Source organism: Methanobrevibacter sp. UBA212 (assembly GCF_905233225.1).
Lineage (GTDB): Archaea > Methanobacteriota > Methanobacteria > Methanobacteriales > Methanobacteriaceae > Methanocatella.
Genome location: NZ_CAJODJ010000045.1, coordinates 1 through 16,584, shown reverse-complemented (window position 1 = coordinate 16,584; position 16,584 = coordinate 1). Strand labels below are relative to the sequence as shown.

Sequence of the window (16,584 nt, the reverse complement as noted above, 5' to 3'; positions counted from 1 at the left end):
TGCAAAAGTAACCATTAAAAAATCCATCTTGAAAAAACTCAAAGTTGGCAAAAAAATCAAATACCAAGTAACCTACCTCAAACACACTGTAAAAAGAACCGTTAAAGTTAAAAAATAAGGATTATTTTCCTTATTTTTTCTATTTTTTTGAATCTGTAAAATTTTTAGACGTATCTTATTTTCAAAATTCTGCTAATTTTCTATCTAATAGTCTAAAATGTCAAAATTTCTCATTACTACAAAAAAAGTCGAATAAATTAAAAAAATGAGAAATAAAAGAATTATTGAAAAAAATAATGGAATAGATGGTGATTAGTAACCATCTACTAAAACTTTCAACTCACCAGTGACAATATCAATGATAAGACCATGTACCGGCACATCTGGGATTAATGGGTGGTTTTTGATTTTTTCAACAACGTTTTTAACGTTTTCCTCTTCGGATTCAAATCCTCCAATCCATTCAGCAAGATCATATTTTGCAATGTCTTCCTCTTTGATTCCGCGTGCAAGCATTTTTTCTTTCAATGCTTCTGCATCTGCACCAGCCATACCACATTCAGTGTGGCCTACAACCATTACTTCTTCAGCACCAAGGTTGTATAAAGCTGCACCAATTGATCTGATAGCATCTTCTCCTACAATTGAGTTTCCTGCGTTTCTGACGATTTTTGCATCTCCTCTTTTAAGACCGAGTGCAGGTTCGAAAAAGTCTATTAGTCTGCAGTCCATACAGGTTAAGATAGCTAATTTCTTAGCGGCATGGTGAGACATTTCTTCGCCTTCAAAGTTATCTACAAATTCCTTATTGTCTTTTAATACGTCTTCTAAAATAGTCATAATTTATACTCCCCTTGACATAGCTGTAAGGCCAGTACGGGCTATTCTTTTTATTCCATAGCTTTCTACTAAAGATATGAATGCATTAATCTTTTTCTTATCTCCAGTCAGCTCAATCATTAATGTCTGCTCTGTGACATCCAGAATATGTGCCCTGAAGATATTTGAATATTGCATTATTTCTGCTCTTGCCTTAGCATTGGGAATATTTACCTTTACAAGGCATAATTCCCTTTTAACGGCAGTTTTAGTGATATCTTTAATCTTGATAACATCAACTAATTTATTTAGTTGCTTTGTAACTTGCTCCAAACCTTTTTTATCGGCGTGCACTGAAATGACCATACGGGATTGTCCTTCCACTTCTGAACTTCCGACGGTTATGCTGTCAATGTTGAATCCTCTTCTATTGAACATTCCGGCCACTTTCTGCAAAACCCCAGGTTTATCTTCAACGAGTGTTGATATAACGTGATACTCTGAATCCATTTAAATCACATCCTTTTCAAGCTTATATTCACCAATCATCTCATTAATTCCAGCTCCAGGCGGAAGCATTGGCAGCGCTTCCTCAGAGTCTATGACAACATTCAATAAGATCGGTTCATTATCCTTTATTGCACTTGATAAAGCTTCTTTGGTCTCGCCAGGTTCTGTAATTCTAACTGCATTTACTCCAAAACTTTCTGCAAGCTTTACAAAATCGGGACTATTGCCCAACAAGGTTTGAGAATGTCTATTATTATATAATAAGCTTTGCCATTGGTATACCATTCCTAGGGTCCTGTTTTCAAGAACAACAGCAATGACCGGCAAATCATATTCACGAACGGTAGCCAATTCCTGACAGACCATAAGGAATCCTCCATCACCATTAATTGATACGACGGGATTATCAGGACAGGCAACTTTGGCTCCAATAGCTGCAGGGAATCCGAATCCCATTGTTCCAAGACCTCCTGATGATATGAACTTGCGAGGCTTTTGAGTGTCAAAGAAATGGGCCGCCCACATCTGGTTTTGACCCACATCAGTAGTCAATATTGCTTCAGGTGTCAATGCCTCTGCAATTTCCTTAATGACAGTTTGAGGTTTTAAAGGCACATCATCATAACTTACACGTGGAAGCAATTCCTGTTTTTTTGCCTTAATCATATTTGTCCAATCATTTACATCATTTGATGGAGCATACCCGTCCAATACTTTATTTAATGATTCTAAAATATTTTTGGCATCTCCAACGATTGGCAAGTCAACGTCAACGTTCTTGCCTATTTCAGCAGGGTCAATGTCAATGTGAATGACTTTAGTGTCTGGCACAAAACTGTCCAGTCTTCCGGTGGTTCTGTCTGAAAACCTTATACCGATAGCAATCAATAAATCTGATTCGTTAATGTAATCGTTTGAAACTTTTCTTCCATGCATACCAAGCATTCCCAATGCCAAATCATCAGTTTCATCAAAGGCGCCTTTTCCTAAAAGTGAAGTCATGACAGGAGCGTTGATGGTTTCAGCCAATTTCTTTAACTCGCAGCATGCGTTAGCTATGATGACACCGGCACCAGCCAAAATCATTGGTCTTTTAGATTCCTTAATTAAGTCAAATGCCTTCTTGATTTGCTTGATGTTGCCCTTAACTGTCGGATTGTATCCAGGTGTCTGGATTAAATCGTCCCTGAATTCTGTCAATTCTCCTTCCTGTACCTCTTTTGGAACGTCTATCAAAACAGGGCCTGGCCTTCCAGTTGAAGCAATTTCAAAACTTGATTTAATCATAGAAGGAATTAAATCCGGGTCTTTAGGTTGGTAGCTATGTTTGGTTATAGGCATTGTTATTCCAATAATGTCTGCCTCTTGGAATGCATCATTTCCGATTAAATGAGTAGGAACTTGACCTGTAATTGCCACAATTGGAGAAGAATCCATGTAAGCTGTTCCTATACCAGTTACAAGATTGGTTGCTCCAGGACCTGAAGTTGCCAAACACACTCCTACACGACCGGATGCCCTTGCATAACCGTCAGCCGCATGAGCAGCAGCCTGTTCGTGTCTAACCAGTATATGATCCATATCCGCATCATATAACATGTCATAGAATGGTATGGTCTGTCCGCCAGGATAACCAAAAATTGTTTTGACCCCCATATTTTTGAGGGATTCTATTATCGCTTCTCCGCCTCTCATTGTAAAAACCTTTTTTCATATATTATACAATAACTTATGAATACAAAAATATATATAATTATCTTAATGATATTAACTGTGTAGACTTATGAATTTAACAAAATATTTATGTCACAGAAAACCCGAGAGAAGTTTCTTCATCAAAGGCCACCAATTCCCCGTTTGCGCAAGATGCACCGGCTTTTACACCGGTTTGGTTGTCTATCTAATCGTGAACTTCTTTTACAGGCACCCATATGACATGAAAATGCTGTTCATTTCAATGATTCTTATGATGCCTGCAGCAATTGACGGTTTGACACAATATTTTGGACCGAGAGAAAGCACAAACAATTTAAGATTTATTACAGGATTTATCGGCGGTATAGGCCTTATAATCTTTTTAAAAATAATAATAAGGTGGATTTTTAATGTTTTGTAGAAAATGCGGTGAAGAAAATCCAGACAATGCAGTTTTCTGTAGAAATTGCGGTGAAAGACTAAAAGAAGAAGAAGTTAAAAAAGCAGAAGTGATTGAAAAAACTGTACATACACATGAGCAAGGCACATCAACAGAAACATCTTCCGGCAAGGGCAACGACTGGACAAGCTGCTGCATATGCATTGTTGCCGTATTTATTGTATTTGCGATTCTTGGAGCGATATTCCGCTTTTAATCTTTCATATAATAGTATAAAACAGCCTTTTGAGCGTGCATCCTGTTTTCAGCCTCATCAAAAACCACTGATTGAGGTCCGTCAATGACCTCAGCAGACACTTCCTGACCTCTGACGGCAGGCAGACAATGCAGGAAAATAGCTTCATCATTAGCTAGGCTCATTAAATCAGAATTAACTTGGAATGGCGCAAAATCAATTTCTCTTTTGGCCTTTTCGGCCTCATCACCCATACTTACCCAGACATCGGTGAAAACCGCATCAACATTCTGCAATGCAAAACCGATATCATCAGTTATTGTTATTTCAGTATTATTTTCATCTGCATATTCAAGGGCGGTCTTTAAAATATCTTCGCACGGTTCATAGCCTTTAGGACAGGCCACAGACATGTCCATTCCCAAAAGGGGAGCGATCAATAAAAGGGAATTGGATACATTATTGCCATCACCGACAAAACAAATCTTTTTACCTTCCCAGCCACCCAAATGTTCCTTGATTGTCAAAACATCGGCAAGGGCCTGGCAAGGGTGTTCCAAATCGGTTAATCCATTGATGACGGGCACATCAGAGTGTTTGGCCAGCTCCACAACATCGGAATGTTTGATAGCCCTTATCATTATTCCGTCAACGAAGCGGCTTAAAACCTTAGCGGTATCTGAAATCGGTTCGCCTCTACCCATCTGCAAGTCATTGGAAGACAAAAAGATTGCTCTTCCGCCAAGCTGATACATTCCAACGTCAAAAGAAACCCTTGTACGGGTTGATGACTTTTGAAAAATCATTGCCAAAGTCTTGCCTTCAAGAGGCTTATCTTCCATCTCACCCGCTTTGATTTTAATAGCCAAATCTAAAATATACTTAACATCATCCTTAATGTCTGTTATTGACAACAAACTATTCATACAAATTCCCCTTAAATTAGTAGAAAAAAAGATATTTGTAGAATATATATATTAAATGTTTCTATGAAAAAAAAGAAAAAGAAATTTTAGTTTAAAATTTCTTTCATGTGTTCAACACGTTTGTTTACAAGGTCTGCTGTACCGACATCCCTTCTGTGGTAAACATTACCTTTAACAAACTCGCATGCCTTTTCAGCTATCTTTTCAGCCTCTTCGATAGATTCGCCGCTGGCCACAATACCCAATGCCCTTGAACCTGACAGGTGAATTCCGTCATCTTCCTCGGACACTGCCGCATAAAATACCTTAGCGCCCATATCCTCAATGGCCTCTTCATCCACTTCAATCAGTTCTCCAGCATATTTTGTTTCAGGATATCCGTCAGGCACGATGTATTTGCACACGCTGGCCTTGTCTTCGAATTCAACCTCATTGAGATTACCGTCAACAATGGCCTGACAGACATCTGCCAATGGGGTTTTCAAAAGAGGCAATACGTTCATAGCTTCAGGATCTCCGAATCTTGCATTGTATTCAATCAGTTTAGGTCCGTCAGCGGTAAGCATGAACTGGCCATAGAGGATACCTTTGTATGGTTCTGCCTCTTCAGCAATGGCCTTAAGAGTAGCTTTCATTATATCTACAGCCTTATCGTAATCTTCCTGGCTTAAGAACGGCAGCAATCCTCCAACATCAGAATATGATCCCATTCCACCGGTGATTGCACCGACATCGCCTTCGAATGCATGAGGATGGTCCTGAGCTGCAGGCATTGGAGCTAAATTTTCACCGTCACAGAATGCCTGGATGGTAAATTCCTCACCAATCAATCTCTCTTCAATAATTACCTGGGCAAATCCGCCCATAACATTGTCAATAACTTCACATGAGTATTCTTTTGCCTCTTCATTGTCCTTTAAGTGGTCGCCGACAATTTTTACTCCCTTACCTCCTGTCAATCCGACAGGTTTCACTACAACGTCACGGTCAAACTCATCCAAAAATGCGGATACGTCATCTGAGTTGTCAAAGACTTTGTAGACCAGTGATCCTTCGATTTTGTAGTCTTCAAAGAGTTTTCTCATAAATGACTTGTCGGTTTCAATTCTTGCGGCACTTTGGGTAGGTCCGACACATTTTATTCCGTTTTTGTTAAGTTCGTCGACGATACCTTTTCCAAGCGGAGATTCAGGGCCGATGAATGCAATGTCAATGTCATTTTCGACCGCATATTCGGCAACCTTTTCGACTTCCCCTTCATCTCCTTGCTTAAACTCGGCAATCTTACTCATTCCAGGGTTAACTTTACTCATGTAAACATATAATTCCACATCATCCTTGAGGGCGTCAGCGATAGCATGTTCACGGGCACCGGTTCCAACAACTAAAACTTTCATGATAAAATTCTCCTTTATATAAACTATATTCCTAAAAATATTTAAATTATTTCAAAATCGAAAAGATAGCTAAAAATCAATTGTGCCTCCATCGGATAGAAAGCAAGCACTTGCATTCGATTAACTTCATATAGATTTAAATTCATACCTAAAATCGGACAAAACCCATAATAAAGTCCTCAATGATATTTATAATTAGTCGGTGATTCAAATGAACAAAAATATAATTATTGCAATATTGATTATTATCATCATCGCAGTTGTCGGTGCTTTTGTATTCTCCCAACACCACCACGCCCCAGATGGTAAAATCAACACACAAATCAATTTTTTAAGCCAAACAACCTTAAAAAATGGAGACCAAGTACAATTCGAACTTAAAGATGCACAAGGTGCCGTAATCGCAGGTCAAACCGTTACAATTTCATATGATGACGGTTCCGGAAATGTCCAGAATTATACAATCAATACAGACCAAAACGGTAAAGGATATCTCACCATAAGTGGTGAAAATGCAGGAAAATACACAGTAACAGTCAGCTTTGATGGAAACAGCAAATACAATGCATGCACTGCAAAACAAACAATAACTATTGAAGACGGTACTTCAGATGCTAAAGAAACTGTTTCTGAAAATTCAACTGCAAATACCGTAATGTACAATAATAATGGCAGTTCCTCTTCAAGTTCAGCAGAAAGTTCAGGATCATCCTCCCAGTCATATTACGATGCTGACCTGAACGTGTACTATGATTCAAACGGTAAGGTTATCGGCGGTCAGGATTCTGGAGCCAGCATATATGAGCTCAGAGAAAGATACAACAATCCTGACATGATTGACGAAGACGGTAACTTACAATAAACTTAAAATAAGTATTTTTCAATACTTATTTTCTTATTTTTTTAAAATTATTTCTCCACCATTACTTTAAAATACCAACACTTGCATATACAAAAGTATAATTGCATATGCAAGAGGACATACAATGGAAAAGAATGAAAACATTGAAATGATAACGGGAGATCCAAAAAAGGCCATCAACAAATTATCACTGCCCATTATAGCAAGCATGTTTTTGATATTTGCAAACAACATCATCGACAGCATTTGGGTGGCCGGACTCGGTGCAGAACCTCTGGCCGCACTTGGATATACCACACCATTATTCCTGATAATGGTCGGGTTTGGAAACGGCCTTGGAGCCGGCGGAAATTCAGTAATTTCAAGATACATCGGAGCCGAGGACAAGCATTCGGCAAACAACGCCGCAATACACAATCTGATTTTAAGTGCGGTAGCGTCAATTATCATTACAATACTTTTCACGGTCTTTCTCAAGCCACTGCTCATTTTGATGGGAGCAACACCCGTAATAGACTATGCAATGGAATATGGACTGATCATATTTGCCTGGACATTTGGCCTTCTTATGCCGCCAATTGTCGGAGGAGCATTCAGGGCGGAAGGAGACATAAAAAGGGCAACAATACCAATAGCTATAGCCGCAATAATAAACATGATTCTAGACCCGATTTTCATCTACACATTCAATATGGGAATCGCAGGAGCCGCATGGGCAACAGCTCTGGGACCATTCATAAGCCTGCTTGTGATGTTTTACTGGATATTTGTCAAAAAGGACACATACCTTTCATACAACAGGAAAGACTTCCACAATGACCTTAAAATGTACAAGGACATACTGGTGGTTGGAATTCCGGCGAGCCTTGAGCAACTGGTGCTTTCAGTTTTGACAATCTTTGTAAACTATATGCTGACAATAGTGTCCGGACCTATGGCGGTAGCGGTTTATACGGCAGGCTGGAGAATAGTCAACATCGGAATGCTTCCGGCAATAGGAGTTGGAACGGCGGCAATATCAGTGGCCGGAGTGGCATTCGGGTCCAGGAAATATGAAAACCTGAGAGTGACCGCAAGATATGCCGTTAAAGTGGCACTGATAGCTTCGATAATAGTGTGCATCATCCTATATGTATTTGCAAATCAAATTGCATTCATTTTCTCGTATTCTGAAAGCAGTGCCGATTTGGCGCCTTCAATAGCTAGTTTCCTGCAGATAATGTGCATGTTTATCCTGTATGTTCCCTTCGGGGCAAGTGCGGGTAATGTGTTTCAGGGAGTCGGCAAAGGGACCATATCATTTGTTCTGACAACATTCAGGGAATTCATATTGGTGCTGATATTCGCATATCTTTTGGGATTCGTCTTCAATATGGGAGAAACCGGAATCTATTACGGAATGCTTTTAGGAGGAGGAATAGGGTCACTGATATGTTATGCATGCATCGAACTGTACATCAACAGGCTAATTAGGAGTTGGGACCAACAAAATGAGGCAAAAAGCTCAATTTAATTATTAAAAAATAGTGAGGAGTTAATATGAACGAAACTATCGAAAACCTAAAGACAAGAAGAAGCATCAGAAAATTCAAGGACGAACAGATCTCCGACGAAGAGCTGAAGACCATTCTTGAAGCGGGAACATACGCCCCAACCGCAAGGGGCCTGCAGTCACCGAAAATTGTTGTAATACAAAACCCCGAGACCATCAAGGAACTGTCAGCATGGAACAGAAGCTTCTTTCCAGTGGATGTTCCGGATGACATGGACCCCTTCTATGGTGCAAAGACATTGCTGATTGTTTTGGCTGACGGTGAAATTCCAACATGGAGAGAGGACGGTTCAAGCGTATTGACAGTGCTTGTAAACGCTGCACATGCAGTAGGTGTCGGATCATGCTGGATTCATAGGGCCTATGATGAATTTCAAAGTGAAAAAGGAAAAGAGCTTTTAAAAGAATGGGGAATTCCTGAAACCTATGAGGGAATAGGCCATGTAGTGTTAGGATATCCTGACATGGAAGCGCCTGAGCCTTTGCCTAGAAAAGAGGATTACATTCTCTATGTGGATTGAATCTTCGCTTTTTTTCCTTTTTTGGAATTAATATAATGTTTTTTGAAATTGTAGCTTTTCAATAAGTCGCTACAGTCATCCTCAAACAAGTCACTGTAATATTCATTGAATGTTTTTGTGGGTAATGTTTGGTTAGTCTCTTTGAGAATTCTTTGCCAAACTAATTCTATTTCCTTTTTAGACATTAAATTTAATTCAAAGCAAAAAGACATAATCATAGAAAATGTTAAAATTGGTATTTCTTCCAATCTAGTTAAATCATCGATATCTGATAGATTATTACTAGCTACAATACCAAAAATGTTTAATGGCTAGGGCTATAGTAGCAGCTTCACCAAATCCTATAGGTTGGTCATTTGTCCAGTAACCTTCAATCATGCATGTATAGTCATAATATTCAGGAGTTGCAAATTCGATTTTTTCAATTTCAACAAATCCCTCACCAATTAATACTTTTAAGTTATCCTTAACATTTTGAGGAGAATTCTTTCTATTCAATTCCACATAGACTATTTCCGGAACTATAACCTTAGAAAACAATTTTTTTAGAATTTTCTGCTCATCTATTTCTAAAAAACATATTAATACATCTGAATCATAGAAAATAGGTTTGTTGGACATAAGTCACCTCAGCATTAATATGCAATTTCATCCCTGAAAAGATCAAGTAGAATATCTTTTCTTCTGCCTTTAGAAATTAATTTATTTTCATATGCGTTATTTGAAAGGGGAATCATGTGTCCTACAGAAAGATACTCCCTATCTTTAGGAGGACAATACAATGAAGTATCATAACCTAAATTTGCAGCTTGTTTAATAATATCAAATGAAAATTCGGCAAATTGAGACCCATCAATTAATTCATCGCGATACAACCTGCGAATGAAATCAGTATGGCTAAGGCCAAAATATTGTTCACATTTAACAACATCCTCAATTGTCCAGCATTCAATGTTATTAGATTCTATGAAATCATTTAAAGCAAGCTCGCCCATTAAAAAATTAGATGCAAACTCATCGGCTTTTCTTTCAACATCTTCATTAAAACCCTCTGAACAAATGAAAAAATTTTCATCATCATCCAATAAATGATATAATTCATGGGCCAATGTAAAATTTTGACGCCCTTTAGAGTGAATTGAATTAACTAAAATTATTGAATCGATATTATTCTTAAAACAACAACCACTAACACTGCTTTTCATTGGAAAAAAAGAGATTGTCAAATTTGGGATTTTCTGTTGAATTAAAGTTAAGACATTAATCGGGCAATATTCATCAATACCCCACTGTCGTTTTAAATTAATAGTCAATTTAGGTCTATTAATTTTATAATTTTTAGCTTCCTTTCTCCTTAAAACACTTAAATGATATGAAAGTTGATTGATTTTAGCAATCACAGACAAATCCACATCTCGACCGGATTTAAAAGAAATTTTAGGTTTATGATATTCATCCGTTTTTCCCAACAGATAATTTGGAGTACAATTATACAAGTAACAAATTTTATCCAATACTACTAAATTTAATTTTCTCTTATCATTTTCTATTTTTGAAAGGTTGCTTTGGTCTATTTCAAGATACTCCGCAATTTGTCTCTGTGAATATCCATTTTCCTCTCTTAATTTTTTTAATTTAGCTCCAATAGTTGTCATGAATAATCACCTTTTCAATTGTATATATTTTTTGTCATCAATATATTTAAAATTTTCTTAATTTTTAAGGTCAATTTAAGAAAATATTAAAATAAATGATAATGAACTACTCCAATTAATTTAAAATAAAAAAATTAATTTTAGAAATTAAAAAAAAACTAATTTTTAAAGGTTTTAAACTTAAAATATCAAAAAACCGAATGAAACAAATAAAAATAACTAAAAAAGACCAATATTACAAAAAAGAAATTAAAGATGAGTCAACAACTCATCTACATTTTTTCAGGTGCTGAAACACCCAAAATATCTAAAGCGTTTTTAATGGTTGTCTTGGCCCTGTCAACCAAAATCAATCTTGTATCTTCAACATCAGAACCAATTACCTGTTCTGACTTGTAGAACTTGTTGAATGATCCTGCCAAATCATGACAGTACTGTGTGATATTGTGAACTCTCTTTTTGTTTGCACAGTCTTCAACAACCTGCGGGAACTTGGCGATTTGCCTAATCAAATCCTGTTCCGCATCATCAGGAGTCCAGTCATCATCGACTTTCAAGGAACTGACATCCTTGCCTGATCTTGCAAGCAGCTTGCATGCCCTTGCATGAGCGTATTGGATTGAAGCGCAACCCCTTTCAAAGCTTAATGCCTGATCCCATTTGAAAATCAAGTGTTTTTCAGGGGACAACCTGGCAATGAAGAATCTTATGGCTCCAACACCAATCTCCTCGGCCATCGGTGCAATTTCCTCATCGGTCAAGTCAGGGTTTCTTGATTTAATCTCATCGGTTGCCCTTGATACTGCCTCATCAATGAGCTCATCAACGGAAACGAATTTGCCCCTACGGGTTGACATTGAACCTTCAGGAAGTGAGATGAATTCATAAAAGATCACTTCAGGAGGAGCTTGCCTGAATATTTCCTCGAATATTATTCTGATCTGTTCAGCCGCCAACTTGTGGTCTGAACCTAAAATGTCAAGCACAGTATCTCCCAGGGTGGCCTTGTATTTGTGGTAAGCCAAATCCCTTGTGGAATACAGTGAAGTGCCGTTGGAACGTCTCAAGACGAACTCCTTTTCGATGTTGAAGTCAGTCAGGTCAATGTAGAGGACATCATCCTCACGGGTGAAACCTTCCCTTTGAATATAGTGGACAAGCTCATCGACTTCACCGCTTCTTACAAACTGTCCTTCCCATACAAAATCATCATGATTTATATTCATTCTTTGAAGTGATTCCTTCATTCCAGAGATACAAGTTGAAACTACTTGCTCGAATATTGCATTTAATTCATCGTCGGAACCTTCTTCATATTTTTGAATCAGTTCATCTACCTTGATTGCCAAATTTTCATCTTCTTCGACAGCCTTGTTGGCATCAAAGTATAGCTTTCCGACTTTGTGGTCAACTTTTTCTCCTTCATAGTCTTCAATCTTTAATCCGAGCTCAGTTATGCCGCAAACGATGATTGCAATCTGTCTTCCCATATCATTCACATAATATTGGGTTGTTACATCCCTTCCGGCCAATCTTAAAAGTCTTGAAAGGGAATCTCCGAAAATGGAGTTTCTGATATGGCCAATGTGCAATGGGCCATTCGGATTAGCTGAAGTATGTTCCAAAACGATTTTTTCGCCGGTAGCCGGAAGCTGACCATAACTGTCATCCACCTTTTCCAGCAGCATTCTTGAAAACACTTCATAATCAATGAAGAAATTGACGTATGGTCCGAAGTTTTGAACTTTAGAGAATATTTCAGGAACTTCAATCTTTTCAACCAAACCTGCAGCTACTTCAGGAGGTGAAGTTCTCAACTTCTTAGTAAGCTCAAATGCAATGGTACTTGCAAGATCCCCCAATTTCGGATTAGGAGGAAACTCCAACTTAAAATTCCTGTCAATCTCTACATCATATTGATCCAATGCCTTGTTGATGGCATCAATAGCTTGTTTTTCAATTTCAAAATACATTAACTCACCTAAATAACAATCATAAACCTCTTAACCAGAGGGANNATTATCCCCAAGTGTAACGACCTTTTCCTGAATTTGACTTGGTTTGACATAATAAGGGTCGGGCCGGTCATTATTGTCCCCCTTAATGACATACATCGTACTTCCGTTGATATCCGTAATATTAATAATTCTATGAATCACCGGCTGGTCATACCATGCGGCATTATAAACAACAACATCACCAACTTCAACGCTGTTAGGGTCAAATTCATGGATGCCGAAGAAATTTGCCTTTTCGACAACTACAATGTCTCCCCTGTAGAATGCAGGTTCCATACTTCCTGAAACAACAACATTCAGGTGTTGAGCGGCAATTAAAACAATTATAAGAATTATTGCATATGATAGAATTTCTTTATAATCAATTTCCATTTAAATTACCTTCTTCTTTTTTTAAATGCAGCTTCCAGAGCCAATTCAATGGCATCGGAAGTCTTCTGTAAATCTTCCATACTATGGGCGTTTGAAATGAAATTACATTCAAACTGTGAAGGCGGTATGAAAACACCTTCCTTCAATAAAGTTTTAAAGTATCTGAGGAATTTCTTCCTGTCAGATTCCTGTGCATCGGCATAATTGTTAACCGGAACAGGATTGAAATAAATCTGAAACATTGAAGCAAGTCCGACCGGCTGGATGTTATACCCCTGCTCATCAATGATGGATGCGATATTTCCTCTAAGGAAGTTTCCTTTTCTTTCAAGCTCCTTATAGAACGCATCATCCAATTGGGCCATGGTGGAAAGTCCCGCCTGGACAGAAACAGGGTTTCCGGAAAATGTTCCTGCCTGATAGACTGGACCCTGTGGCGCAATCAATTCCATGATTTCTCTTTTACCGCAGAATGCTCCCATCGGAAGGCCTCCACCGACAATCTTACCTAATGTGGTCAGGTCGGGAGTGACGCCATAATATTGCTGTGCCCCGCCACGGGATGCTCTAAAACCGGTGATTACTTCGTCAAATATTAAAATGATATTATTTTCTTCAGTTATTTTTCTGATAAACTCTAAAAACCCAGGTTTAGGTTCAATACAACCGACATTGCCCATGACAACTTCCATAATAATACAGGCAATGTTTTCCCCCTCTTTTTCGATTAGCTCAATCAAAGCTTCCTCATCATTGAACGGGACTGATAAAGTGTTTTTGGTGGTGTCTTCAGGTATGCCTGGGGAGTCAGGCAATGTTGCTGCTCCGGAACCGCCTTTAACCAACACATAATCATGTGCCCCATGATATGCGCCTTCAAATTTGACTATCTTGTCCCTGCCGGTAAAGCCTCTTGCAAGCCTGATTGCACTCATTGTGGCTTCTGTACCACTGTTACAGAACCTTACCATTTCAGCACAAGGAATTCTCTCAATAACCTCTTTTGCCAATTTGATTTCGTTTTCTGTAGGTGTGCCGTAAGCGGTACCAATGGTCAATTGGTTGGAAACTTCCCTTACGACTTTTGGATTGGCATGGCCCAATATCAAAGGTCCATAAGCCAGACAATAGTCAATGTAGGTCTGACCATCCTCATCTGTAAGTTTAGATCCTCCAGCGCTTTTAACGAAAAACGGATAAGGTTTGAAAGCTCTGACCGGAGAGTTTACCCCACCAGGGAAATATTTTTTTGATTCATTGAACAATTCTTCTGAATACATTTTATCACGCTACAAATGTTGTATTAATGAGTTTACACATGCTACAGCAATCGGTGTTCCACCTTTTGGCCCTTCAACGATGATATTTGGAATATCTGAGTTATGCAGAGCTTCTTTTGAATCAGCAGCACCTACAAAACCAACAGGAACTCCGACAATTGCCTTAAGATTCATTTCGCCTTTGGAATATAAATCCATAGCTTCAAAAACAGCGGTTGGAGCGTTACCTGAAACGACGATTCCTTCAAAATCATTTAAAGCCGCATACCTCATGGCAGCCGCCGCTCTTGTAATCTGATTTTCCTTTGCGATTTTGACTACTTCTTCGTTTTTGATGTAACACTCAACTTCCCCTTCATATCTTGTGATACCGTATCTGACCATGTTGATATCGGTTAAAATGGTCTCATTATTTTTAAGGGAAGCCATAGCTGCATCTACAAAATCGGGACTGATTTTCACCAATTTTGCATACTCGGGATCTGCAGTTGAGTGAACGATTCTCTCAACGATGTCTCTTTCTATAGGTTGTAAATCTTTGACATCTTCACCAATAAGGCCACGGATAATTTCACGACTTTTGTTTGCAATATCCAAACCTTGTTTAGTTGATGCACCCATGAACATTTTGTCTGTCATAATGTAAGATTTGTATTAAATATATGTTAAATATTTTGTTGTGATTAAAATTAATTTCAAATTAGAATTAAAAGTGAGAGGAATTCTAAAAAAATTAGAGATGATGTTAAAACAAGAATCAATATCTATATTGCAGGAGGTATCTCCCACAACATGACCGTTAGATATTGAAAAGAACTTCGATTAAATCGTGAAGTTTAGAATTAAAAATCCTAAATGGACTTTAAAACTCTATCTAATACTATGAATCAAATCCTATATAAACTTAATTATATTTTTTGAACTACCTCGACTTTGGAGAAGTCGAGGATTCTTACTTCACGGGCTGATATACCGAAGTATAGGATTACCGTGCTATCCCCCCCGCACCAGAGGTTCACAATTGATTAAATAACCGTTCACCCTCATTTAAAATATTAATTGCGGCGTTAATGTCCCTATCATTGACAGTGTGGCAATTAGGGCAGTTCCACTTCTCTTGTCCGATTTTTAGGTTGGTGTACCGGTACCCACATTTGTGGCAAATCTGGGATGACGGGAAAAAACGGCCCACCTGCTGCAGGGCTTTTCCATGTCTTCTGCATTTGTCTTTTATTAAACGAAGGATTTTACCCCATGCGATTCTCTGGAGTTTAGTGGATAATTTTCCGTTTTTTCGCATACCCTCTATGTTTAGGTCTTCCATGCATATTAGGTCGTATTTTTTTACTAGGAAGTGTGTGAATTTGTGGTATGCGTCTTTGATTTTGTTGTTTTTAGTGTTGACCCAGTTCCAGTATCTTTTTTGAGATTTGTAGTATCGGTTACTTCCCGGCTCTCTTCTGCTCATTTGCTTTTGGTATTTTTTTATCATGGATTCTACGTAAGTCAGGTCTACATTGGCTATCTTTAAACCTGTGCTTAGTGTTGCTAGTGTTTTCATGCCCAAATCAATACCAACGTGTTCATTTGTCTTTTTGTAAATGTCTTTGTGGATTTTTGTATTGAATGATGCAGAGTATATGCCGTTGTGGTATTTTAGTGTTACGTGGTTGATTTTATTTTCTTTTAGGAGTTTTTTATATTCTTTGCTGGTTCTGTAGTGTATTTTTTCGTCGATGGTGGGTATTTTGACTGTGTTTTTGTGTATTTTGATGTTGTTGTTGTTTTGTTGGATTCTGCAGGCGTCTTTTGGATTTTTTTTGCTTTTGTATTTTGGTTTTCCCACTCGTTTTTCTTTTCGGTTTTTTCTGTATGCTTTTCCCAGATCACGGCATACCTGCTGCAGCGAGCTGGATTCGGATTCCTCCAGGAAAGAATAGGTCTCTTTCATGATGTTTAGATATCTGTTGAATGTTATGTAGTTTGGATATGGGATGTATTGTGTGCCTTGGAAAAGTGCTTCCATTTGATTTTGAGCGTCTAAAAGATTATTCCAAACAAAACGGGCATTGCCAATATTCTGCTTAATAATCTCTTCCTGCTCCGGCGTAGGATACAGCCTAACAACCAAACCAACCAAATCCATCTCATCAGACATAAAAAAAATCAACCTCACATCATAATTTTTTTTCAATTGATATGCTACTATATCATATGTAATAGTATATAAACCTTCACCAAGAGCATTTGAAAACTAATCCCTTCCAAAAAAAAGTATACTGAACACAAACACCAAATAAAAAAACAAACAAAAATCAAATATTTAACAAAATAAAACCCAA

General features: G+C 38.0%; 17 protein-coding genes. 5 read left to right on the top strand and 12 right to left on the bottom strand.

Translation table 11 applies throughout. The annotated features are described in order from the left end of the window. Positions 1 to 312 precede the first annotated feature (312 nt). The 3 genes from QZ138_RS09960 to QZ138_RS09950 are packed head-to-tail and all read right to left on the bottom strand — an operon-like array spanning position 313 to position 3,024. Positions 313 to 840 (bottom strand): carbonic anhydrase, encoded by a 528-nt coding sequence (locus tag QZ138_RS09960; protein WP_292888885.1) that lies wholly within the window; start codon positions 838 to 840, stop codon positions 313 to 315. A 3-nt stretch (positions 841 to 843) separates the two neighbouring features. Further along, a complete protein-coding gene (gene ilvN / locus QZ138_RS09955) occupies positions 844 to 1,329 on the bottom strand; it encodes an acetolactate synthase small subunit (protein WP_292888884.1) in 486 nt (161 codons plus the stop codon). Then, positions 1,330 to 3,024: an acetolactate synthase large subunit gene (locus QZ138_RS09950; RefSeq protein WP_292888883.1), complete on the bottom strand. Its 1,695-nt coding sequence runs from the start codon at positions 3,022 to 3,024 to the stop codon at positions 1,330 to 1,332. Positions 3,025 to 3,112: 88 nt separating this feature from the next. Between QZ138_RS09950 and QZ138_RS09945 the strand changes: the two genes are divergently transcribed. Together QZ138_RS09945 and QZ138_RS09940 are read left to right on the top strand one after the other, a co-directional pair. Continuing rightward, complete coding sequence (locus QZ138_RS09945) at positions 3,113 to 3,445, top strand: DUF2085 domain-containing protein (RefSeq protein ID WP_292600331.1); 333 nt, start codon at positions 3,113 to 3,115, stop codon at positions 3,443 to 3,445. Beyond that, positions 3,435 to 3,680, top strand: a complete 246-nt coding sequence (locus tag QZ138_RS09940) for a zinc ribbon domain-containing protein (RefSeq protein WP_292888882.1) — start codon at positions 3,435 to 3,437, stop codon at positions 3,678 to 3,680. The genes QZ138_RS09945 and QZ138_RS09940 overlap by 11 nt, the downstream gene beginning before the upstream one ends. Here the strand turns inward: QZ138_RS09940 and argF are convergent. Together argF and purD are read right to left on the bottom strand one after the other, a co-directional pair. Continuing rightward, the gene (gene argF / locus QZ138_RS09935; RefSeq protein WP_292888881.1) at positions 3,677 to 4,585 is read right to left on the bottom strand and encodes an ornithine carbamoyltransferase; all 909 of its coding nucleotides are present in this window, start codon (positions 4,583 to 4,585) and stop codon (positions 3,677 to 3,679) included. The genes QZ138_RS09940 and argF overlap by 4 nt on opposite strands. 86 nt (positions 4,586 to 4,671) lie before the next feature. Continuing rightward, positions 4,672 to 5,982, bottom strand: coding sequence for a phosphoribosylamine--glycine ligase (purD, locus tag QZ138_RS09930; RefSeq protein ID WP_292888880.1), 1,311 nt, complete (start codon positions 5,980 to 5,982; stop codon positions 4,672 to 4,674). Positions 5,983 to 6,193: 211 nt separating this feature from the next. On the opposite strand from purD, the gene QZ138_RS09925 reads away from it, so the two are divergent. The 3 genes from QZ138_RS09925 to QZ138_RS09915 all read left to right on the top strand — a co-directional run bounded on the left by QZ138_RS09925 (position 6,194) and on the right by QZ138_RS09915 (position 8,917). Then, positions 6,194 to 6,844 carry an Ig-like domain-containing protein gene (locus QZ138_RS09925; RefSeq protein WP_292888879.1) on the top strand — a complete coding sequence of 217 codons (651 nt, stop codon included), beginning with the start codon at positions 6,194 to 6,196 and terminating at the stop codon, positions 6,842 to 6,844. A gap of 124 nt (positions 6,845 to 6,968) precedes the next feature. Further along, positions 6,969 to 8,357 carry an MATE family efflux transporter gene (locus QZ138_RS09920; RefSeq protein WP_292888878.1) on the top strand — a complete coding sequence of 463 codons (1,389 nt, stop codon included), beginning with the start codon at positions 6,969 to 6,971 and terminating at the stop codon, positions 8,355 to 8,357. Between the two features lie 26 nt (positions 8,358 to 8,383). Beyond that, positions 8,384 to 8,917, top strand: coding sequence for a nitroreductase (locus tag QZ138_RS09915; RefSeq protein WP_292888877.1), 534 nt, complete (start codon positions 8,384 to 8,386; stop codon positions 8,915 to 8,917). A 282-nt stretch (positions 8,918 to 9,199) separates the two neighbouring features. On the opposite strand, the gene QZ138_RS09910 is transcribed toward QZ138_RS09915, so the two are convergent. The 7 genes from QZ138_RS09910 to QZ138_RS09880 form a co-directional block, all read right to left on the bottom strand. Then, on the bottom strand, positions 9,200 to 9,538 hold the full coding sequence (locus QZ138_RS09910) for a hypothetical protein (RefSeq protein ID WP_292888876.1): 339 nt from the start codon (positions 9,536 to 9,538) through the stop codon (positions 9,200 to 9,202). Between the two features lie 14 nt (positions 9,539 to 9,552). Then, positions 9,553 to 10,572, bottom strand: coding sequence for an XRE family transcriptional regulator (locus QZ138_RS09905; protein ID WP_292600316.1), 1,020 nt, complete (start codon positions 10,570 to 10,572; stop codon positions 9,553 to 9,555). A 272-nt stretch (positions 10,573 to 10,844) separates the two neighbouring features. Next, a complete protein-coding gene (gene argS, locus QZ138_RS09900) occupies positions 10,845 to 12,545 on the bottom strand; it encodes an arginine--tRNA ligase (protein WP_292888875.1) in 1,701 nt (566 codons plus the stop codon). 30 nt (positions 12,546 to 12,575) lie between these two features. Then, positions 12,576 to 12,962, bottom strand: a complete 387-nt coding sequence (locus QZ138_RS09895) for a signal peptidase I (protein WP_292888874.1) — start codon at positions 12,960 to 12,962, stop codon at positions 12,576 to 12,578. A gap of 5 nt (positions 12,963 to 12,967) precedes the next feature. Continuing rightward, positions 12,968 to 14,242 carry a glutamate-1-semialdehyde 2,1-aminomutase gene (gene hemL / locus QZ138_RS09890; RefSeq protein ID WP_292888873.1) on the bottom strand — a complete coding sequence of 425 codons (1,275 nt, stop codon included), beginning with the start codon at positions 14,240 to 14,242 and terminating at the stop codon, positions 12,968 to 12,970. A gap of 9 nt (positions 14,243 to 14,251) precedes the next feature. Beyond that, positions 14,252 to 14,881: a cobalt-precorrin-8 methylmutase gene (locus QZ138_RS09885; RefSeq protein WP_292888872.1), complete on the bottom strand. Its 630-nt coding sequence runs from the start codon at positions 14,879 to 14,881 to the stop codon at positions 14,252 to 14,254. 376 nt (positions 14,882 to 15,257) lie between these two features. Continuing rightward, positions 15,258 to 16,400 carry a transposase gene (locus QZ138_RS09880; protein WP_292888871.1) on the bottom strand — a complete coding sequence of 381 codons (1,143 nt, stop codon included), beginning with the start codon at positions 16,398 to 16,400 and terminating at the stop codon, positions 15,258 to 15,260. Positions 16,401 to 16,584: the final 184 nt, after the last annotated feature.